The organism is Pseudoalteromonas peptidolytica, assembly GCF_012641745.1.
GTDB lineage: Bacteria > Pseudomonadota > Gammaproteobacteria > Enterobacterales > Alteromonadaceae > Pseudoalteromonas > Pseudoalteromonas peptidolytica.
The window spans coordinates 55,840-77,907 of record NZ_WEHZ01000010.1; the positions used below are offsets into that span (position 1 = coordinate 55,840).

Consider the following 22,068-nt stretch of genomic DNA (forward strand, 5'->3'; position numbering starts at 1 on the left):
AAAACCTCAGCTCACCTTTTGTTGACTTGGTGTGTGAGCTGGATTTGCTTGGCTAGACTCACTCATCGATTTGAAAAAATATAAACATACCGCAATGACACACATAGGAATAAGCGCGCCATAAAACGCTTGCTGCCCCCCAAAGTGCTGAAATACGAACCCTGTTATCATAGAGCCAGTGCTACCACCAAGGGCTGAAAATACCACGATTAACCCGGTCATAGAGGCATGTTGAGCGGTAGGTAAACTGCTTAGCATTACCGAATTAATCACCGGATATATAGGCGCCATAAAGAGTCCAATCAAAGGCATTAAGAAAGCCACCAGTGGCGCGTCAAATAAAGACGTTATGGCTGCCTTTTCAATATTTTCCGTCATGGGTAGAGTCAACACCACAAGCACAGCCATGGCGATAAGGCAAACATTTAACACCACATACCAGTGTACTTTGGTAAGCACAACTCCAGCACCAAGTCGACCTAGTGCTAAACAGGCTGCAAAAATACTGGTAATTTGCACGCTTATATTAACTGGTAAAGACAAGACTTCATTGTTAAACGTAGGTAGCCAGGTTCCGATACTTTGCTCAATCAATACATATAAAAATGCGGAAATGACAAACACCAGTACCAAAGGTTTTGTGACGAGCTTCAACATTGCCGTAAAAGCTGAAATATTAGATCCCGCCGCTTGTGTCGGCTCTGGTTTTGCAATGGGCGAGATCCATACAATGATTGCAGTAAATGCACTTAATACCGCCAGTACAAAATATACATTTAGCCAGCCAAGTGTGTTATCACCGCTATCGATAAAGGCCGCAAAAACCCAGTACCCGCCAAGCACTCCCAGCATAAACACACCTTCAATAAAATTAAGAAGGCTTGAATGCTGATTACTCCCCTCGGTTACTTGCCCAACTAACGCGTAAACGGACACTTTCACTACCGCGAAAGCAGCGCCCACAAAAGCAAAGACCAGTTTTAAAATCCAAAACTCAGCAACCAGTGGTGTAATGCTACAGATCAGCGCCACAACTCCTAGCACAACAGTCAAAGCAATTTTAAATCCAACTCTTGGAATGACGGAGGCGACTAAAAATGACACGATAGCAATAGGAAGATCTTTAAATGCTTCCAATGTCGCAGCTTGTGGTTTTGTAATTCCAAAGGAATGGATTGATTGTAAAATGACTGTTCCAACACTATTGAGCAAAATAGCGAACAGAAAGTAACTAACAGCCATCGCAAGTATTATACGTGCTCGGTTCATTGTTATTCTCGTTAAGACACTGTGATTCCTTTTTAGTCTAGACAGACTTTTTTGCTTTTGCAATCGTTTGCATTTCAAAATCATTAAGAGTTCCTTAACGTTATGATTGCGATAGTAATTGTATTTTCTGATTTAACCTGAACCAAAGCTAGAACTAGTGAGTCAACTAAAATACCTCTGCTTGGAAACATGCTATCACGCTACCCAGAGTGTTATTTCCTAATACGAGTTGAAAAATTAAGCTCTGCTTTAACAGCAATGAGTTAGTTCATCTCATAACCGAACTTCAGGTTAACTAGATTGCCTGATAAGCAGTGACGAAGGTACTTCTTGAGATTCACACATCTTACCACTTAGCTGTATTAGTAGTTTTTCTACTAGTAATTGCGCTGCTGCATGGGTGTCTTGTTTAATTGTTGTGAGCGCTGGAAAACTTATCTGCGCCATAGCAATATCATCAAAGCCTATAATTTTGACATCATTTGGCACGCTGACATAGCGCTCTTTTAATGCTTTTAATGCCCCAAGCGCAACCATATCACTACACGCAAAAATACCATCAAAAGTCAGCCCATTTTCTCTTAGCAATGTATTAATACTGGCATAGGCGGCTTCTGAGGTAATATCAATTCTAACCAGCTTTGCAGTAACATCGGCCTTCTCCACCCCGTGGCAAAAGCCTCGATAGCGCTCTCCCAACTCTGCGTGTGCTGGATCTCCCATAAACAGCAGTTTAGAAGCCCCCTTGGCAATTAAGTGCTCGGTAGCTGTTAACCCTCCGACAAAATTATCACTACCTACAATCGGATAGTTTGCAGAGGTTTTCGGGTCGCCCCACACTACAATGGGAGTACCAGCTTTTGCAGCTAGTTCGATTTTTGCTTGCTCCTTACCTTGCCCAACTACGATTACGCCATCGGCTCTACGACCAGAAATAAAGTAGCCGTGCCAATCCTCACCTGCCATATGTGAGTTAGACAGAAGCAACTCATACCCTTGACGATTCACGGCACGGTTTATATCACTGACAACTTTTAGTAAGAAGGGATCATCAACCGATTGCTTGGTTTCTGCTTCAAGATTGATGATAACAGCGATAACTTTGGTTTTTTGCATCCGCAGGCGACTTGCTGCAGCATTGATACTAAAGTGATGTTCTTTCGCTAACGCCTGAATACGCTCTCGAGTTTCTTTTTTTATCAGTGGGTTATCGTTGAGTGCACGGGACGCCGTCGAGGTTGAAACACCAGCTAATTTTGCCAAGTCTGATAACTTTAATTGTGTTGAAGCCAAGCAAATCCCCTTACTCATGCAGTTCACTAGAGTAGTATTCTTACAATTTTTTTGATCTTAAACCATAACTAATTGAATCTCCTATCCTAAATAAGCATAAAAGATAACCAATCAAAGTATATTTGCCATGCCTTTCATCGTTTTATGACAAATTTTTAAACAACACCATTGCAAACGTTTGCATTAAGATCTATTTTAAAAAATAGACAGTCGTAAAATACCAGTCTATGACAACAACAAGAGGGCTTTAGCCGTGATAAAAACGAACTCATTAAGCTTAATCGCCGCTGCTGTAACACTTGCGTTAAGCACAACAGCACAGGCTGAGCAACAGTCGAATAAAAACAAAGAAAAAGTAGAAACAATTATTGTATCAGGTACCCCTGGCGGTGCCGGTATAAGAAAAATTGATGCCAGTTTTGCGGTAACCAATATTGATGCCGTACAAATCGATAAGCTTGCACCCAAAAGTACAGCTGATTTACTTAAAGCTGTGCCAGGGATATGGGTTGAAAGTTCAGGTGGTGAGTCCGGTGCTAATGTTTTTGTTCGCGGCTTTCCGGGCGGTGGTGACGCGCCTTTCTTAACAGTGAGTTTGCAAGGTAGTCCTATTTACCCTGCCCCGACACTCTCTTTTTTAGAAAATACGTCAATCTTCAGGCTCGATGAAACCATTAGTATGATGGAAGGCTTGCGTGGTGGCCCAAACCCAGTTGTGTCTAACGGACAACCGGGATTGACCACGAACTTTCAGCTTAAACGTGGTCAATCAGATACAGAAGGAACCTTCAAGTACACCACAACAGATTATGGCCTCAATAGAATAGACGGCGTATTGAGTGGCGAAATATCCAATGATCTCTATTACATGGTCGGAGGATATATCAAACGATCTTCGGGGATCCGCGATGCCGGATTTACTTCAGAAAAAGGCCATCAATTCACAATCAATCTTACCAAAGAATTCGCTAACGGTGAGTTTAACCTTTATACCCGTCAAACCAACGATACTGGTGCGTGGTACCTACCAACTCCACTTAACGTTGAAGGTGTCGATGCTGGCTTTACTCAGTTAGGCACAAATAATCGCAAGGCAACAATTTATTTTGGTCAGCATAACACCGCCATGAACATCGATATAGGAGATGGTCGCGGCTGGAAAGGCCATGTATCAGGTGGTAGTTTAAAAGTTAATTTCGATAATGGTTGGCAGCTAAACGACCGCTTTAGTCTTACTAAAGGCGACGCTAATACAATTGGCTTAGTGCCTGCAGGCGCCGCGGTACGCTTAAGTGAAGTAGCTGATAATGGTGAAACAGCGACGGGAAGCGTCACTGGTAATGAATATAGTGGCGATACCATAGTGCAACAATATGGCCGATGGGTCGTTTTAAAAGATATTGAAGCTTTCACAAATGATTTAGCCTTGAGTAAAACCTATGGCGACTGGTCGAGTGCGTTTGGTATTTATACCGCCACCACCTCGGCACAGGATTGGTGGAGCTTAGGGAATAGTGCTTATCATGTTTTGGAGCAAGGCGGAGAAGCACTAAACGCAATAGCATGTAATAGCGATGTGACGGGTTGTGCTTTTAACTATGATATTAGCAGCTCGGGAGACGCTACTACATGGGCTGTATATACAACGCAGAGTTACCAAGCCACTGACGCATTAAAACTGGATTTAGGTCTACGCAGCGAACAGCATCAGGTAGAATATTCAGTAGATGAAGATTTGGACGGTGTGATCACCAAGACAGTTGACTATGATGAGCGAAAAGCTTCATGGACACTTGGTGCTGATTACAGTTTAAGTTTGGATTCAGGGGTATTTGCTCGCATGAATAAAGGCTACAAAATGCCTTACTTTGATGATTTTCGAGACAACTACAACACTTATAAATCAGGTGAGTCACTTATAAAAGAAGTGACACAAGCAGAGCTTGGTTACAAATATATGGGTGAAACTGGCGACCTCTTTGTTACTTTGTTTACCAATGAGGTAAAGGGCGACACATTCGTTAGACGCCCAGGTGTACCAGCTGAGATCCTAACCAATGAAGCCACCGGCGTAGAAGTCGATTATAGCTATAACCATGAATCAGGTTTATCGGTCAACTTAAATGCGACATGGCAAGACACCGAAATCACTGACAGTCCGACCAATGAAGGCAACAAAGCACAACGTCAACCTGATTGGATGCTGCGTATTACCCCAAGCTATGACTTTGAAATGTCAGGTATGTACGCCACCTTGTATGGTACGCTTTCAGCTGTGGACGACCGCTTTGGTGATAATGAAAATACCGTCGTGTTAGAAGGCTACGAAAAACTGGATATTGGCCTGATCGTTGAGCCTGCGGAAGGGGTAAAACTGCAACTGGCAGTGGATAACCTCACTGACAAACAAGGGATCACCGAAGGTGACCCACGTAATCCAACCTCACCCAACGGCCGCTATATCATGCCAAGAAGCGTTAAGTTCAGTGTTGCTTACACCTTTTGATAATAGTAATCATAACTTTTGAGCATGGGTATTTTAGTTGATTAACTCACATTTTATACCAATTTTCTTAATTAAGTGGTCTATTTTGAGGTGAGAAAATCTTGTCGATAACACCGCTACCGCGTCCTGCTATCGCCAAGGTGCCTGCATCCGTGTAGGCAAGGTAAAAATTTTGCTATTTAGTTGTTCTAAATAAGAAATTTTTAACGCTGTTAGCGTCAGATTTACGCCTTCAAATTGAGCAAGTATTAAGTCAAATTGGTATTATCCTAAGTTCAGATTAGTTGGAAAATAAAAAGCCGCTTAGCAATTAAACTAAGCGGCTTTTTTGTATTGAAATTAGGACTCGATTAATCTAGCCAAAACTCTTTTTTAAACTTAATACCAAACTCACTTCTATCATTACTGCGCATCACACCAACGAAGCCACTTTGTTGCAATCGGCCAACATCGTAGACTTCATTTAGCACATTTTCGCCGTAAAGCGTCACTTCCATATCACCTTCAGCATTGGTATACGAGATGTTAAAACCTAGTAGTTCACGAGAGTCAATATACTCGCTTGCCCGAGTAACAGACTGCCCCTGCATATCCGAGCGATATGAGTAACTTGCATTTACAGCAATGGTTGCACCATGTTCTAGATCATGGAAGTATGATGGTGCTACCATCACTGTCCAACGTGGCGTCAGTGCTGGAGCGTCACCTTTACCAATTCCAATCACCCCTTCATCAACGTGCGTAATTTCAGAGTCTAAGTAGCCGATTGAACTACGAACTGAAAAATCGTCCGTAATTGCTATCGTTGTTTCAAGTTCAATACCCTGTGCTTTTGACTCACCTGCGTTTTCTACGATAGTAACGAAGCCGCCGCCCGCTGTTGGGTCATTAAATGGTAACGCAAGATCAGTATAATCAGTTACGAATGCCGCAACCATCATAGACACATTATCGTGAACTTGACCTTTGAAGCCGACTTCGTAGTTAATCGCTTTGGTTTCTTCAAATGCAGCAAATTGATCTGGTTCACCAAATGGGCGTGGTGGGAACCCACCACTTTGGTAGCCTTTTTGAACTTGTGCGTAAACGTTAATGTCACGAGTTAGCTGATATGACGCATTCACGTCCCACGTCACTTCGTCAAAATCTGCACTTACGTATTTACGCGTACCAAAACTTGGGAACAGTGCATCTGCTTCTTTTTTGTCTTCAGAGTAGCGTAAACCACCACCAATGCTAAGAAGTTCAGTCACATCAAAGCTTGCATTGATATACGCCGCATAAGCGTCAGTCTCTTGATTGATATCGAAATAACCGTAACCACCAAAAGAAGCTGTCTGACCATCATTTAATAAGCCGTTTGGTGTATTCCATGGACTAAATACAAATGGGCCAGAGCTGGTGAAGCCGTCTTCGTTAAAATAATAAAGACCTGATACGAAATCCCAAGAATCATAAGTACCATTTAGCTGTAGCTCAAATGAATACTGATCAGCACCACCTTCTTCAGGAAATTCAGAGAGATTAAGCGCCACGGCATCATCATCAAGACCACCGGTGTATTCAGAGCTACGCTTGCTGGCAATAAACTTGACAGAATAAACGTCACTTGCTTGCCAATCTGCTGTAATTGACCCACCCCACCCTGAGTAATCAGTGCTTTCGATGCCTGCAACTGTTGTTGCCAAATCATCAGGATTGTCTGGTAACATTGACGCATCTAATAGTGAGAAGTCACCATTAAATGGATCGTTAGGGTCTAGTGGAGCTGTTAACTCAATGGTATAAGGAGACTGACCAGACTCATTTTCAACACCATCGAACGCTGCAGAAATCACTAAGTCGTTAGTTGCTTGCCATCTTACGGCTAAACGACCGCTATACTCTTGTTCCTCGCCAATTTCTTTTTCAGGATTAGCTAAATTTACGGCTTTACCAACACCGTCACGCTCTTTATAAGATGCACTAGCAGAAAAGCTTAGTGTGTCCGTTAACGCTTGGCTTGTGTATAAATCGGTCGCTAAACGGCCTCGAGAACCTATTTTTGCCTCAATACGTGCAACTTCTTCTGCACCAGGTTGTTTTGTGATCACGTTGACAGCGCCACCAAGTGTGTTTCTACCGTATAGCGTGCCTTGAGGACCACGCAAAACCTCTACACGTTCAATATTTGGTAGTGAAAGGTTAGAGCCCATCTGGCGACCAAGGTAAACACCATCGACGTAAACACCCACCCCTGGATCAGTTGTGATCACGTGATCTTGTAAACCAATACCACGAATAAATACAGAAGCATGCGCCGCATTACCAACGCCATAGCGAGTGATGTTCAAGTTCGGGACGAATTTACCAATATCGTCTAGGTTACTGATGTTTGCCTTATCAATATCACCTGCACCGATCGAAGTAATAGCGGTAGGTGTTTCGAACAAGCTTTCTGTACGCTTACGAGCGGTTACTTCAATTTTTTCAAAAACTTGTTTTTCTTTCTCTATATTAGCTTGCTCAGCCAAGGCTGTGCTAGGAAGGGCTACCGCTGCTAATACAGCAGCTGAAATCGCAGATAAACCAAGACGAGGTAAAACTGTAATCATATAATCTCCAAAGGAATCACCGTGTGTGAACTAGTTACGAGAGGTCGTGAACTAGAGAAGCAAGGGTCTATTACCATTGCTTCTGCCTTATACTTTGTTCGAGTAAGGATAAGCACGATACAAATTTCAGGCATAAAAAAAGATGCGTTAGGTGCATCTATTTCCTCTGGAGGGGTATTATAGTCAGAGTTGAGTAAAATTGAAATAATTATTTAATAAAAATTACTTTTTAGGTTTTTGTAACCAAAACAATACCAATTTTGGAAATTTAATTTTTAAGAAAAGTCTATATACAACAAGATATTATACCAAAAACCAGTACTATATATTAAAAAATTGAAATTGCTGCTGCTATCTAGTAGCTCATACTAGCTATTGCACTATCCATCAGATAGTTGAGGTCAGTCATACCAATTAGGGTAATACCAATTAGACTTGATAGTTGCTCAGTTTGAAGGAGTAAATCTGACGCTCACAGCGTTAAAAGTTTCTTATTTAGAATAACTAAATAACCTGAGCTGCGGATAATTAATACCTTTCTAGCAGAAGTTTTAGTGCTAGCTGCATTGACTTCACCTCTAATAGCCAACTATTGGTACGTAAATTCGCCTTGCCTACAGGATATAGGTACCTTAGCGAGAGCAGGACGCAGTAGCGGAGTTATCGGCAAGATTTTCTCGACTCATAATAGACTACTTAATCAAGAAAATTGGCATAAATTAACTCGAGAGCGGTGTAGCTAAATTAAAGACGAAAAAAAACCAGCATAAGCTGGTTTTTTTATTTTGGTGCGAATGGGGGGACTTGAACCCCCACGGCCGAAGCCACCACCCCCTCAAGATGGCGTGTCTACCAATTCCACCACATTCGCAAATTCGGTGTTTTCCTAACTCTTAGTTAGGAATATCAGAAGCTGGATTTTCTTCTGATGCTGGCACATCGCTGTCAGCAGGTACTACTGTTGCAGCTGGTGCCTCTAGGTTTTCCCATTCACTGGTTTTCTTTATTTGACCAGTTGTTAAGTTACCTAGAACAATACTTAGTACAAAAAACACTGTAGCTAGTATTGTTGTTGTCTTTGTCATAAAGTTGCCTGCGCCTGACGAGCCAAATACTGTCGCTGATGCACCAGCACCAAACGAAGAACCCATGTCTGCGCCTTTACCTTGTTGAATCAGCACCATACCAATAAGCGCTAAAGCAACGATTAAGTAAACAACCATTAAAATTTCGTACATTTACTTATCCTTTTGCACTTTTACATATAGAAAGGAAGTTTTCAGGTTTTAAGCTTGCGCCACCAATTAAACCACCATCTATATCTTCTTGTGCGAATAATAATTCACTATTTTTTTCATTAACACTGCCACCATAAAGTAAACGTAGTGTTTTTGCAATTTGCTCGTCTTGCTCAGACAGCAAATTACGTATAAATTTGTGCACTGCTTGCGCTTGTTCAGGAGATGCTGTTTTACCAGTACCTATTGCCCAAACCGGTTCGTATGCTATCACAGAGTTAGCTAGTGCCGCTATACCTAATTTCTCGATAACTGCGTTTATTTGCCTAGCTACAACTTCTTCTGTCTGCTCACTTTCTCTCTCTTCTTCGGTTTCTCCAACACATAGTATCGGAGTTAAACCTTGTTCTTGAGCGTGGGCAAATTTATTCGCTACAACCTCATCACTTTCGCCATATAAAGCACGTCGCTCGGAATGTCCGACTAAGGTGTAAGTCGCGCCTAACGAACTGGCAAGTGATGCCTGAATTTCTCCAGTGTATGCGCCTTCTTTATATTCTGAAACGCTTTGCGTTCCTACAGTGAGTCCCTTTTCAACAGCTTGTTCAATTAACATTGCTGGGGGAAATATAATTACATCCGCTTGGAATGATTCACTGTTTAATGTTTCTGACATTTGGCTAAGTAGCTCTTTTGAGCCATTCATTTTCCAATTACCAGCAACAATTTGCTTCCTAGTTGCCATTACGATACTCCGTAGCAGAAAGCGGGTGAGATACTAACGCCACTCACCCGAAGTTACAAGAAATAAATTCAATTTTTAATTTAATTGCTCACAGATTCAACAACTTCAGCGATTTTTTGTGCAAAATCGATGACTTGCTTCTGTTGTTGTGCTTCAACCATGACTCTTACGACTGGTTCGGTACCCGACTTCCGTAGTAACACTCTTCCCTTTCCAGCAAGTAGTGCTTCGACTTCAGACACCGCTTCTTTTATTGATTGGTGTGCTGTTGGGTCATCTTTGGTACTGTAACGTACGTTAATCATTTTCATCGGGTATTTACTGAACCCTTCACCTAAGTCCTTCAAGGTTTTGTTTTGTGCAACCATTGCGGCGAGTACTTGTAAGCTCGATACTATTCCATCACCAGTACTAATTAGGTCAAGATTAAGCACATGCCCTGAACTTTCACCACCAATTTTCCAGCCCTTTTCAGCGAGCAACTCCATTACATAGCGATCACCCACTTTACTGCGCTCAAATGCAATACCTCTAGCTTTAAGCGCATTCTCTAAACCCATATTAGACATAACGGTACCAACAACACCACCACCGAGTGTACCATCACTATGGGCTTGGCAGGCAATAATGTACACAATATCATCACCATCAAATACATGGCCATCATGGTCCACCATCATCACTCGGTCACCATCACCATCATATGCAATACCAACATCAGCTTGATGCTCCAGTACTGCTTTTTTTAATGTTTCAACATGCGTTGCGCCACATTTTTCATTGATATTCAAACCATTAGGTTCACAAGCTGTGGTGATCACCTCAGCACCTAATTCACGCATTACACTCGGTGCAATATGGTAAGTTGCGCCATTCGCACAATCTAACACCACTTTCAACCCTTCAAGAGAAAGCTCTTTTGGAAATTGGCCTTTACAGAATTCAATATAACGACCATCTGCACTGTCTAAGCGCTTGGCTTTGCCCAGCTTTTCTGATGTTACGCACGTCATTGGCTCATCGAGCTTCGCTTCTATTGCAAGTTCCACTTCATCTGGCAGTTTTTTACCGTCACCACCAAAGAATTTTATGCCATTGTCATGGTAAGGGTTGTGAGAAGCACTGATGACGATACCAGCCTCAGCTCTGAAGGTTTGTGTTAAATATGCAACAGCAGGAGTAGGCATAGGCCCTAACAAGATTACATTGATCCCAGCGGCTATCAACCCCGCCTCTAGTGCTGTTTCTAACAGGTACCCTGATATTCTGGTGTCTTTACCAATGATAACTTTTTTGGTTCCTCTTTCAGACAGAACCTTTCCGGCTGCCCAGCCTAGCTTCATTGCAAATTCTGGTGTAATTGGGAACTCGCCCACCATACCTCTTACACCATCTGTACCGAAGTACTTTCTTGTTGTCATTGAGTAACTCCATTGACCGACGCTAACCATACGTTAAGTACGTCGCTTGTTTCTTTTACGTCATGAACACGAATGATATGTGCGCCCTGCTGTGCACATATTAGCGCACCGGCAAGACTCGCAGCGACGCGCTCATGAGTTTCTCGAGTAAGTAGTTGTCCAAACATGGACTTTCTAGAGAGTCCCGTCAGAATAGGTAAATTGAACGAATTAAATTGTTTCAGTCCACCTAAAATCTGAAAGTTATGCTCCAGAGATTTACCGAAGCCAAAACCTGGATCTAAGATCAGCCTACTGGTATCAATTCCGGCTTGCTTGCACGCACGGATCCTAGCTTCGAAAAACTGATTAATGTCTGAAAATAGATCATTATATTTTGGATTATTTTGCATTGAGCGAGGTTCACCCTGCATGTGCATCAGGCAAATAGGTACCTCTGCGTACTGAGCTGCTATCTCTAATGCACCTGGCTCCTGTAAAGCTCGAACATCATTGATGATATCAGCACCAGCTTCAATAGCTTGCTTCATTACTTCAGCTTTACTGGTATCAACTGAGATAACACAGTCAGATTGTGCCCTAACAGCTTTGATGATCGGGATCACGCGCTCAAGCTCTTCCTTCAACTCTACATCTGGCGCCCCTGGACGAGTAGACTCACCGCCAATATCAATAATGGTAGCTCTGTCAGCGAGCATCATATTTACCTGCTCAACCGCACTATCTAGGTGAATAAATTTTCCGCCATCTGAAAATGAGTCAGGAGTAGCATTCAAAATCCCCATTACTTGAGGCTTATTTAAGGAAAGGCTGCGGGCTCTTGGCAAGCGTAACTCGTACATTCTATACCTACATTATTACTATGTTTTGGATGATCTCGAAAGGGGCGTAGCTTTAGAACTCAGGTCTCGTTTCATACCAAGCGCTAAATGACACTTTATTTTAGGGCAAGAAAATCTGATCGATAACTAGGCAAAAGTTTTGTTATTTAGTCGTACTAAATGAGATACTTTTAACGCCGTTAGCGTCAGATATACTCCTTCAAATTGAGCAAACATTAAGACTAACTGGTATAAGTGTGTACTTATTCATACACGCATAATCCAATAATAACACCCTGAATCTATTGATACAAAAAAGCCCCGATTGCTCGGGGCTGTCATATTCTACCTGACCTTACGATTTGTCATCAAGCTCTGAGTTTGATGTGCTATCACTAGGCTGGTCATCTGCTGGCTTTTCAGCTTTTGACTCCGGTTTTAACTCTGTCACTTTGGCAGATTCAGACTCTACCTTTTTTTCTGGCTTGACGTCATGCGCATCCCTTGGTGGACGAACATCACGGCGCTCCATTAAGTCATCAATCTGCAATGCATCAATCGTTTCATATTTCATTAACGCATCTTTCATTGTGTGAAGAATATCCATATTGTCTTTTAGGATTTGCTCAGCACGTTGATAGTTACGATCGATGAAATCTTTAATTTCCGCATCAATAAGCTTAGCAGTTTCATCTGACATACCAGACATACGGTGAGAACCACCACCCATGTACATCTCGCCCTGCTCTTCTAAATACATTTGTGGTCCAAGCTTAGGACTTAACCCCCACTGCGTAACCATTTTTTTGGCAATATCAGTGGCACGTTCAATGTCGTTACTTGCACCTGTCGTGACTTTGTCGTCACCGTAAATCAACGCTTCAGCAATACGACCACCATATAAGCTTGAAAGCATAGACTCTAGATGTTGCTTTGAGTGACTTACGCGATCTTGCTCCGGCAAATACATGGTTACACCTAAGGCGCGACCACGAGGAATAATGGATACTTTATAAACCGGATCATGTTCAGGTACTAGGCGACCAACAATAGCATGACCAGCTTCATGATACGCCGTCATTTCTTTTTCTTGCTCACTCATTACCATGGACTTACGCTCAGCGCCCATCATGATTTTGTCTTTTGCAGCGTCGAACTCAGCCATGCTTACCTTACGCTTATTGCCACGAGCTGCAAATAAGGCGGCTTCGTTTACAAGGTTAGCTAAGTCAGCACCAGAGAAGCCTGGTGTACCACGTGCAATTACCGATGCTTCAACGTTATCATCTAATGGAACTTTGCGCATGTGAACATTTAAGATTTGTTCACGACCACGGATATCAGGAAGACCCACAACAACTTGGCGGTCAAAACGACCAGGACGCAATAATGCAGGGTCTAATACATCTGGACGGTTAGTAGCAGCAATAACGATAATACCTTCATTGCCTTCAAAACCATCCATCTCTACTAGCATCTGGTTTAGTGTTTGCTCACGTTCATCATGACCACCACCCATACCTGCACCACGTTTACGACCTACGGCATCGATTTCGTCAATGAAGATGATACAAGGTGCTGCTTTTTTCGCTTGTTCGAACATATCACGAACCCGAGAAGCACCAACGCCCACAAACATTTCAACGAAATCAGAACCAGAGATGGTAAAGAAAGGTACTTTTGCTTCACCTGCTACCGCTTTAGCAAGTAAAGTTTTACCCGTACCAGGAGGACCTACCATCAATACCCCTTTCGGGATGCTGCCACCTAGCTTTTGGAACTTTGATGGATCTCGTAAAAAGTCCACCAGTTCAGTCACGTCTTCTTTCGCTTCGTCACAGCCTGCAACGTCCGCAAATGTTGTTTTGACTTGATCTTCACTCATTAGGCGAGCTTTGCTCTTGCCAAACGACATTGCGCCTTTGCCGCCCCCGCCTTGCATTTGGCGCATGAAAAAGATCCATACACCAATGAGCAGAAGCATTGGGAACCAGGATATAAAGATATTTGCCAAGAAAGACTGTTCTTCTGGCGCTACTCCTTTAATATTTACATCGTTCTTAAGCAAATCGTTGACCAAGTCTAAATCAGTCAATGGGATCACTGTTTGGAAACGATCTCCGCTAGAACGAACGCCACTAATTACGCCTGTTTGACGGTCAATACTGACCTCACGAACAGAACCACTGCGCACGTCCTTCACGAATTGTGTGTAACTCGTTTGGCGATCATATTGTTCGCCACCGTTAAAGCTCTGGAACACGGTCATTAGTACAACCGCAATTACTAACCAGAGTATTAGATTTTTAGCCATATCGCTCAAGGAGTTAACCTCTTGTATCCAAAAAAATTCAAATTCAACTTGATGCTTTCCAACTGTACTACAGTTTGTAACCTGTCGCCACTACATATACTTCTCGTGATCGAGGACGAGACGCTTTTGGTTTACGGATCTTTACAACCTTAAAACAATTACGTACTTCTTGCACAAATTGATCAAAGCCTTCGCCTTGGAAAACTTTAACCGCAAATGCCCCGTTTGGTTTTAGCACTTGATGGCACATATCTAATGCTAGCTCGACCAAATACATACTGCCAGATTGATCAGTAGACATATTACCGCTCATATTTGGCGCCATATCTGAAAACACCACATCCACATTTTTGCCGTTAATTCTATCAAGCAGTGCATTTAATACCGCTTCTTCTCTGAAGTCTCCCTGAAGGAAGTCAACGCCCGCTAACGAGTCCATAGGTAAAATATCACACGCTATTACTTGCCCATCAATATCTACTTGTTCAGCTAAATATTGGGACCAGCTACCCGGCGCGGCCCCTAAATCAACTACCGTCATACCTTTACGGATCAATTTATCCTTTTGCTGGATTTCTTCCAGCTTAAAAACCGCTCGTGATCGATAGCCACGTTTTTGGGCTTCATGTACATAAGGGTCTTCTACGTGTTCTTTTAACCAACGTTTAGAACTGGCGGAGTGTTTTTTATTTGCCATATTAACTATAACTCATTAGTAATATTGTCTAGATGGCGTTAGAATATCGATAATTCAAGCCTTTTAATAAATAAGATTGTATCAATATGACCTTATCAAATAAACAAAAGCAGTTCCTAAAAGGGCTCGCTCATAACTTAAATCCAGTTGTGCTTCTAGGCGCTAATGGCCTCACCGAAGGCGTAATGGCCGAAATTGAGCAAAACCTAAACATTCACGAGCTGATCAAAGTGAAAGTACCAACAAACGATCGTGAAACTAAGCAACTGATCTTTGAAGCAATTGTTCGTGAAACAAACGCGCACAAGGTACAGACGATTGGCCACATCATCGTGTTGTATCGTCAAAGCGAAGACAAGAAAATTCAATTGCCACGTAATTAATTTTCTTTTGTCACGCTGCCTTGCGTCAAAGGTGGCGTGATACCTTCAAGTAGCTCAGCTTCTTCCGCCTTAACTCTTTTAATCTCTCGCTCACTCAACACCGGCATTAAAATAGCATCTCCCGTGAGTACATCTATCAAAAAGTCATTGGTGAGTTGATTTATTACACCGCTTTCAGCATTTAGCAACAAGCTAAAGCCAATGCCTAGCTCGGGAATAATTACCACGTCTGTTCTATACCCTTGCACCCAACCACTGTGGTAGTAAAGGCGTTTACCATCATATTGATAGATTCTCCAACCCAGGCCATAGTATGCGGCCTCAACATGTTCACGCCATACCCGTCGACGTAACTCACGCTTAGTTAAAGTATAAGGCATTGATTGTTTACTTAATGCCTCAGGCGATAATACGCTCGGATATAAGCCCAATTGCGCTTTCAACCACTGTGCCATATCTGTCGCACTAGCATTCACACCGGCCGCTGGTAATACTTTATAATAGTGTTGCTTCAATTTAGCAGTGTGCCAACGTTTTCTTCCCCTGACATGCGGCCACGCAAAATTATTATCCTTCGTCATTTGCTCGACTCCAAGGCCTGCATCTCGCATATTAAGCGGAGCAAATATGAACTCCTGCATCCATGTTTGATAGCTGATCCCCGTTGTTTTCTCGATAACATCACCGATCAAACTAAACATGACATTCTGATACCCGTAACACTGGCCGGGCTGACACAGAGCTTCAACCTGTAATAAGCGTTCTACAATCTGTGGGTACTCCATTCGCGATTCAATTAAATTATCGTACGCGTTTGGTACCAAGCCACTGGAGTGACTCAGAAGGTGGTAAAGTTTAAGTTGGCTATAGTCACCATCGATAAACTGCGGAAGATATAAGCTTACTTTGTCATCGATATTAAAATGACCTTCGCTCGCCAGCTTCGCAGCTAAGCTTCCTGCAAATGTTTTGGAAACCGAGGCTAGCCGAAAGCGAGTATGTTCATCAACACGACTGCCTTTTCGGCTTTTTGTCTGGCCAAACCCCTTTACGTAACTACCATGCTCAATATGCACAACAGACAAAGCAGCACCAGGTACCGATTTTTCTTTCAGTTTACGCTCGACTTGCTTAGAATAGCTCTTTAAAAATTGTGACCATTGCTGGTTTGGAGTTTTCGCGACCGTTATTTTTGAATAACTACAGCAAAAAATACAAACTAATGTGAGAATTAGCGACTTCATAATGACTCATTTCATTAACACTCGCTCGCCATACTAACATGATGAATTGGCGGAACTCACTAAATATAAGAAAATAACTGTTTATTTGAGGTATTTTAATGCGTTTAGTGCTAGCAGCTCTATGTACAAGTCTACTTATTGGATGTGTCACCACAGCGCCATTAGCGCCGAAACTAGCGGTGCCACAGAAGCCATTACTGAAAAAGTCAGTTTACCAAATCAGCTATAGTACTGAACTGAATTCGGCACGAATTAAGTCTGTACAACTGCCTGCACACCCACTCATTCAAGGTAACACCATTGCTATCAACGCGGCTAAAGTCAGCCTTACAGATACCTTACGAAAACAGATTGTTAGTTTATTAGAGCAAAAAGGGTTACAGGTTGTCGCCACAAAACAGGCAGACTACACGCTCACTATTCACCAGCTAGATTTAGAGTTCGCGGCGAATAAAACATATGCACTAGATAGGCCTAGAAATCCGCACCCACACATTGCGGAGCTGGCACAAAATTCTCCGGCATTTCAATGTAGCAATATTGTCGCTTCAGTAAGTATGCGCTTATCACACCAAGCATCTTCTGATGTTGTCTGGTTTGCTAAGTCATCAGTCGATAGTGCTGGATTTCAAGGGATCCCCTTACAATTTACCTTCACTGAAGAAGAAAAAATTGCCAATGAGCGTGAAATATTGTCATTTATTGCTGCTCAAAACACTGAAGAAGCTCGCCGTCAGCGCTCAAGTTCTCCTGTTGAGATACCAAGCTACAAAGTGACTAAAACGCTGTCTTCGCTGGAAAAAACAGCTGGTGCGTGTACGCAAACTGAAGTTTCAGCTCTAACAGCTGACATGCAGGTACATCTTGCAGAGAGTTTGATTGAAAAGCTCAACGTCAAATAAGTACAGTGTTAAACTCAATATTTAGGAAAAGCAATTTGCCGTAGCGTTGCGACCAAAGTTTTTGCTTTTCCTAGACACTTTCCTACACCTTTCTGCTGTCTATCTAGCTTGCTATATGAGCTGAGGTTTGGATAAGGAATGTTCCAACTCATTGTTGTTGCTAAAGCACAAGTTAACTTTTCCGTGTCCAGCTTTCGCTAGGGTACCTACGTCCTGTAGGTAAGTTGAATTTAAAAAATGGAATAAATTTTAGATTACCAACCTACACTTATTTACAGACACAAGCGCTTCTGTGATTATACTCGACAGGGAAATACTAAAGTTTGGAGCAAAAGATGGAGCAATACGGTACTATTTTACTGGTTGAAGATGATATCTCACTGGCACAGTGGGTAGCGGAATACCTCGATAATCAAGGCTATAAAACTCATTGCTGTTATCGTGGTGATGAAGTCATTGAGCGCGTTAAGTCTTTAGACCCCGATCTTGTACTGCTCGATCTGATGTTACCTGGTAAAGACGGCATTAGCGTTTGTCGAGATTTACGTCAATTTTATAATAAACCCGTAATTATGCTTACCGCCAAAGATGAAGAAATGGACGAAGTCATCGGTTTAGAAGTCGGTGCTAGCGACTATGTAATTAAGCCTGTTCGCCCTCGTGCTCTTCTTGCTCGGATAAAAGCTAACGTAAGAGCAGCACAAGAAAAGCCCCTTGACCATCAAGCAGCAAAGCATGAGTTAGTCGTAGGTCAACTAACGATAGATACGCAAGCTCGCAAGGTATCTGTCGGCGCTCAAGAGATTATCGTTTCGAGCGCAGAGTATTTATTGCTACAATTTTTAGCAAGCCATGCTGGGGAAGTCGTATCTCGTGACGCTGTATTTAAAGCGACAAAAGGGCGTGAATATGATGGCCTTGACAGAAGTGTTGATGTATTGATTTCTGCATTGCGCAAAAAGTTTAATGATGACCCTCAAAACCCTGAAAAAATCAAAACCGTGTGGGGAAAAGGCTACTTGCTTGTCCCCTCAGCTTGGTAACGTCTAAAGCATACCGTTATTGTGAAAAAACTTTATATTTACCTGCTTGCCGGAGCGCTGGTTTCTATTTTTGCCCTCGGCTGGGTTATAGATACCTATAATCAACAAACTGCCCCAATTGAAAATAGCTTTGAATGGCAAAGTAAATTAATGTCAGGTTTAGCGATACAAGTCGCTGAAAAGAAACCAGATGCTCGCCTTGCGGCTACAACAGTTATTGCCGAACAATTTGGTCTTCATATTACCTACAAGGATGGTGACACCCTCGCCATGCCCACTGAGCTAAAGCAGCAAATGCTATTACCTGAAGGGCTGGTAATTGAAAACGAAAATGTCTATCTACTCAAAACAACGCCCGACATGGCACCAGATTATATAGAGCTGGAGTGGCGTCCTGAAGTCGAACAAGCGGATTATGACGTTTTACTGACATTATTTTTCTATGGCGGCATTTGTGCAATTTTGTGGTTCATCTTATCACCGTTAGTTAAGCGTTTAATTGTGCTCAATACCGCAGCAAAGCATTTTGCCAGCGGCAACCTGAGTGCACGTATTACTCCAAATCACTTCACTTACATACGAGATTTAGAAAACACATTTAATCGCATGGCCAGTCAAATAGAAAAGTTAATGGCCGAAAATAAACTCATGGCTTCAAGTTTATCTCATGACATAAGAACACCAGTTGCATGTTTGAGGTTTGGGCTAGATGCGGCCCTAGATGAAGACGACATCAGCGCAATACATGATTATTTGGAAAGGATGGAGAAAGATTTAGACCAAATGGAAGACATGCTGTCTAGCTATCTTTCCTTTGCTACGCTTGAGCAGAAGTCACATTTGCTAAAACATGAAAGTACTAGCCTATCTCGCTACGGTAATGACCTTATGGAGCAAATGCAGCCCAAACTGCAAAAAAACCAACTATCAGGTCGCGTTGAGGTGCCTGACACGTTATCAATCACAGGCGATCTCCATTGGCTCGCCCGCGCTATCAGTAACTTGATTAGTAACGCCTGTGACTTTGCTACCAGTACAGTATTACTCAGTGCCTATCGTTCTGAGCATTGGTTAACGATTACTGTTGAAGATGATGGCCCTGGGATCGCAAGACAAAACTGGGACAAAGTTTTCAGTCCGTTTTTCCAGGAACAAACTCATCGTAATAGAGCTGGAAAAAGCTATGGTTTAGGCCTTGCTATCGTAGCCAAGGTCATGGATTGGCACCATGGAAAAGCTACAGTGAGTCAATCAGAGCGGTTAGGAGGGGCAAAATTTGTTCTTTCACTCCCCTGTAAAGAAAAATAATTAATGTAAATAAGTCGCTACACTGTGACATACCCATTGTAGAATTAATTGTGAAAACATTAAGTTATAAGTGCTTAAACGTGCTTTTGGTGCAACATACGAGTTACGACTAAAAATCCGCCTCAACCTTGCGCCAAATCAAGGTAATTTACTCTTTTTATTTCTTTTTAATTACAGTAGATTGTCATCGCCGTTAGCAATTTTTAGAGAAGTATAATAATTATGAGCAATATCCGAGGAGAGTTCAGCTCTCGCTTTGGTTTTATTATGGCTGCCGCAGGTTCTGCGGTTGGCTTGGGAAACATTTGGGGGTTCCCGACACAAACCGCATCAAATGGTGGTGCAGCATTTGTTCTCGTTTATCTAGTTTTGGCGTTCTGTCTCGCATATCCAGCGTTAATGGCAGAGTTAGTTATTGGCCGTCATGGTCAAGCGAACGCAGTTTCTTCGCTGCGCAAGCTCACCAATACAGCCTGGCAGAGTAAGCTTGCCTTTGTGGTGGGCTTTGGTGGGATTATTTGTGCGGGTCTGATCCTGAGCTTTTATGCCATTGTAGCTGGCTGGATGTTTAGTGCGACGCTAGAGCCAATTGCAGAAATCACCGGCGCAGTGCAGGCACAGCCATGGCTCGAAGACGCTTCAATGTCACGCAATATTGTCTTTACGGCGGCCTTTATTGCGCTTACAGTGCTTATCATCAGTAAGGGAGTTGAGAATGGCATCGAAAAATGGTCAAAACGACTCATGCCAGCACTTATCGGCATTCTGTTTTCATTGATAGCGTACGTATTAACACAAAATGGGGCTGTTGAAGGGTTAAAGGTTTACTTAGTGCCTGATTTTTCATCTGTGCTCAATCCGCAGTTATTAGTCGATGCACTGGGGCAAGCATTTTTCTCACTATCACTTGGTACGAGTGTAATGATTATCTATGGCTCCTATATTAGTAAGAAAGAGAACTTAGTATCACTCGGTGCCATGGTTACACTTATCGATGTGTTTATCGCATTTGTCGCAGGTCTATTGATTATTCCAGCGATGTACGTTGCACAGGCTCAAGGCGTTGAGATTTTTGCAGCTGATGGTGCTCTGCTCAACGAAGACACCTTAGTCTTCCAAGTACTTCCAGCGTTGTTCGATAGTATGGGTAGCATTGGTCTGTTGGTAAGCTTTGCATTTTTTGCGTTAATGAGCATTGCAGCGCTAACTTCTTCAATCTCAATGTTAGAAGCACCGGTTTCTTATGCTGTTGAACGTTTTGCTTTAGGCAGAGTTCAAGCAACTTGGATTATTGGAGCGCTGGTAACCGCTGTCAGCTTGACTATTTTGGTCAATATTGAAACGTTATTTGGCTTCACGGTTAGCCTGACAACCAAATTTGGTCAACCGTTATTAGGTATGCTTTGCTGTGTATTTGTCGGCTGGATTTGGCACCGTGCAAAATTGCTCAAAGAAATTGAATCAGGCTGCCCCGAAGTCGCAAATGGCCTGTTTTGGAAAATTTGGCCTTGGTATATTCGCTTTGTCTGCCCAGTTGCGATTGCTGCAGTATTCTTAAACTCATTGTAAACACAATTTATACCAAGCTTTTCAAAAAGGGGCAGAACTTCTGCCCCCGCTATAATGATCTATGTTGTTATACCAATTTTCTTAATTAAGTGGTCTATTTGAGGCGAGAAAATCGTGTCGATACCTAGGCGAAATTTTGCTATTTAGTTGTTCTAAATAAAAAATTTTTAACGCAGTTAGCGTCAGATTTACTCCTTCAAATTGAGCAAGTATTAAGTCAAATTGGTATTAGCTATGCTTACCCTGTGTGTACACCATATCCTGATGTGGGATCCCATCTTCCAGGTATTCTGATCCTTGTTTCACAAAACCTATTCCCGAATAAAATTTATCAAGATAACATTGCGCCGAGATAACTAAGCGTTGATGCGGTATTGATTGCTCACAGCTGGCGATGGCTTTTTCCATCAATGTATGGGCGACGCCCTTACCACGCATCTCTGCAGAAACAATGACACGACCAATTGAAGCCACCGAATCTGACTGTCGATAACAACGTGCGTAAGCCAATATTTTCGTGTCACTTTGCAAAAATAGATGCTGTGTTTCTGGTGCTCTATCTACATCATCAATCTCAGGGTAAGGGCATGCCTGCTCGACAACAAACACATCCACCCTTAATTTTAAAATCTCAAATAGCTCATCTTTCGTGAGCGTATCATAACTTTCTACCCGCCAATCCATCACTGCCTCAATAAGTTGTTATAGCCATTTGAGCTTG

18 protein-coding genes and 1 tRNA gene are annotated in these 22,068 nt (G+C 42.4%); 7 read left to right on the forward strand and 12 right to left on the reverse strand.

The window, feature by feature from the left end; genetic code table 11:
* Positions 1-6 precede the first annotated feature (6 nt).
* Both F9Y84_RS08570 and F9Y84_RS08575 read right to left on the reverse strand, forming a co-directional pair.
* Complete coding sequence (locus F9Y84_RS08570; RefSeq protein ID WP_147390520.1) at positions 7-1,269, reverse strand: MFS transporter; 1,263 nt, start codon at positions 1,267-1,269, stop codon at positions 7-9.
* Between the two features lie 291 nt (positions 1,270-1,560).
* Positions 1,561-2,562, reverse strand: a complete 1,002-nt coding sequence (locus tag F9Y84_RS08575) for a LacI family DNA-binding transcriptional regulator (RefSeq protein WP_147390519.1) — start codon at positions 2,560-2,562, stop codon at positions 1,561-1,563.
* 253 nt (positions 2,563-2,815) lie between these two features.
* Between F9Y84_RS08575 and F9Y84_RS08580 the strand changes: the two genes are divergently transcribed.
* The gene (locus F9Y84_RS08580; protein WP_147390518.1) at positions 2,816-5,068 is read left to right on the forward strand and encodes a TonB-dependent receptor; all 2,253 of its coding nucleotides are present in this window, start codon (positions 2,816-2,818) and stop codon (positions 5,066-5,068) included.
* A gap of 350 nt (positions 5,069-5,418) precedes the next feature.
* On the opposite strand, the gene F9Y84_RS08585 is transcribed toward F9Y84_RS08580, so the two are convergent.
* A complete protein-coding gene (locus tag F9Y84_RS08585) occupies positions 5,419-7,662 on the reverse strand; it encodes a TonB-dependent receptor (RefSeq protein ID WP_147390820.1) in 2,244 nt (747 codons plus the stop codon).
* 21 nt (positions 7,663-7,683) lie between these two features.
* Between F9Y84_RS08585 and F9Y84_RS08590 the strand changes: the two genes are divergently transcribed.
* A complete protein-coding gene (locus F9Y84_RS08590; RefSeq protein WP_167508296.1) occupies positions 7,684-7,845 on the forward strand; it encodes a hypothetical protein in 162 nt (53 codons plus the stop codon).
* Between the two features lie 603 nt (positions 7,846-8,448).
* Here F9Y84_RS08590 and F9Y84_RS08595 read toward each other — a convergent pair.
* The 7 genes from F9Y84_RS08595 to rlmE all read right to left on the reverse strand — a co-directional run bounded on the left by F9Y84_RS08595 (position 8,449) and on the right by rlmE (position 14,898).
* Positions 8,449-8,533 (reverse strand) — tRNA-Leu (locus F9Y84_RS08595).
* A gap of 22 nt (positions 8,534-8,555) precedes the next feature.
* Complete coding sequence (gene secG, locus F9Y84_RS08600) at positions 8,556-8,900, reverse strand: preprotein translocase subunit SecG (RefSeq protein ID WP_125252869.1); 345 nt, start codon at positions 8,898-8,900, stop codon at positions 8,556-8,558.
* Positions 8,901-8,904: 4 nt separating this feature from the next.
* Positions 8,905-9,645, reverse strand: a complete 741-nt coding sequence (gene tpiA / locus F9Y84_RS08605; protein ID WP_147390819.1) for a triose-phosphate isomerase — start codon at positions 9,643-9,645, stop codon at positions 8,905-8,907.
* An 80-nt stretch (positions 9,646-9,725) separates the two neighbouring features.
* Complete coding sequence (gene glmM / locus F9Y84_RS08610; RefSeq protein WP_147390818.1) at positions 9,726-11,066, reverse strand: phosphoglucosamine mutase; 1,341 nt, start codon at positions 11,064-11,066, stop codon at positions 9,726-9,728.
* A complete protein-coding gene (gene folP, locus F9Y84_RS08615) occupies positions 11,063-11,908 on the reverse strand; it encodes a dihydropteroate synthase (RefSeq protein WP_147390817.1) in 846 nt (281 codons plus the stop codon). The genes glmM and folP overlap by 4 nt, the downstream gene beginning before the upstream one ends.
* A 334-nt stretch (positions 11,909-12,242) precedes the next feature.
* Positions 12,243-14,201 carry an ATP-dependent zinc metalloprotease FtsH gene (ftsH, locus tag F9Y84_RS08620; protein ID WP_125252865.1) on the reverse strand — a complete coding sequence of 653 codons (1,959 nt, stop codon included), beginning with the start codon at positions 14,199-14,201 and terminating at the stop codon, positions 12,243-12,245.
* Positions 14,202-14,268: 67 nt separating this feature from the next.
* Complete coding sequence (rlmE, locus tag F9Y84_RS08625) at positions 14,269-14,898, reverse strand: 23S rRNA (uridine(2552)-2'-O)-methyltransferase RlmE (RefSeq protein ID WP_099028807.1); 630 nt, start codon at positions 14,896-14,898, stop codon at positions 14,269-14,271.
* 86 nt (positions 14,899-14,984) lie between these two features.
* Here rlmE and yhbY point away from each other — a divergent pair, with 86 nt between their 5' ends.
* Positions 14,985-15,281, forward strand: coding sequence for a ribosome assembly RNA-binding protein YhbY (yhbY, locus tag F9Y84_RS08630; protein ID WP_099640497.1), 297 nt, complete (start codon positions 14,985-14,987; stop codon positions 15,279-15,281).
* Here the strand turns inward: yhbY and F9Y84_RS08635 are convergent.
* Positions 15,278-16,525 carry a serine hydrolase domain-containing protein gene (locus F9Y84_RS08635; protein ID WP_125252864.1) on the reverse strand — a complete coding sequence of 416 codons (1,248 nt, stop codon included), beginning with the start codon at positions 16,523-16,525 and terminating at the stop codon, positions 15,278-15,280. The genes yhbY and F9Y84_RS08635 overlap by 4 nt on opposite strands.
* 98 nt (positions 16,526-16,623) lie before the next feature.
* On the opposite strand from F9Y84_RS08635, the gene F9Y84_RS08640 reads away from it, so the two are divergent.
* The 4 genes from F9Y84_RS08640 (at position 16,624) to F9Y84_RS08655 (ending at position 21,347) form a co-directional block, all read left to right on the forward strand.
* On the forward strand, positions 16,624-17,427 hold the full coding sequence (locus tag F9Y84_RS08640; protein WP_128731230.1) for a hypothetical protein: 804 nt from the start codon (positions 16,624-16,626) through the stop codon (positions 17,425-17,427).
* A gap of 335 nt (positions 17,428-17,762) precedes the next feature.
* Entirely contained in the window at positions 17,763-18,470 is a 708-nt protein-coding gene (locus F9Y84_RS08645; RefSeq protein WP_147390816.1) for a response regulator, read from the forward strand.
* Between the two features lie 21 nt (positions 18,471-18,491).
* On the forward strand, positions 18,492-19,778 hold the full coding sequence (locus tag F9Y84_RS08650; protein WP_147390815.1) for a sensor histidine kinase: 1,287 nt from the start codon (positions 18,492-18,494) through the stop codon (positions 19,776-19,778).
* Between the two features lie 222 nt (positions 19,779-20,000).
* On the forward strand, positions 20,001-21,347 hold the full coding sequence (locus F9Y84_RS08655) for a sodium-dependent transporter (RefSeq protein WP_147390814.1): 1,347 nt from the start codon (positions 20,001-20,003) through the stop codon (positions 21,345-21,347).
* A 228-nt stretch (positions 21,348-21,575) separates the two neighbouring features.
* Here the strand turns inward: F9Y84_RS08655 and F9Y84_RS08660 are convergent, their stop codons facing one another.
* Entirely contained in the window at positions 21,576-22,031 is a 456-nt protein-coding gene (locus tag F9Y84_RS08660; protein ID WP_147390663.1) for a GNAT family N-acetyltransferase, read from the reverse strand.
* Positions 22,032-22,068 lie beyond the last annotated feature (37 nt).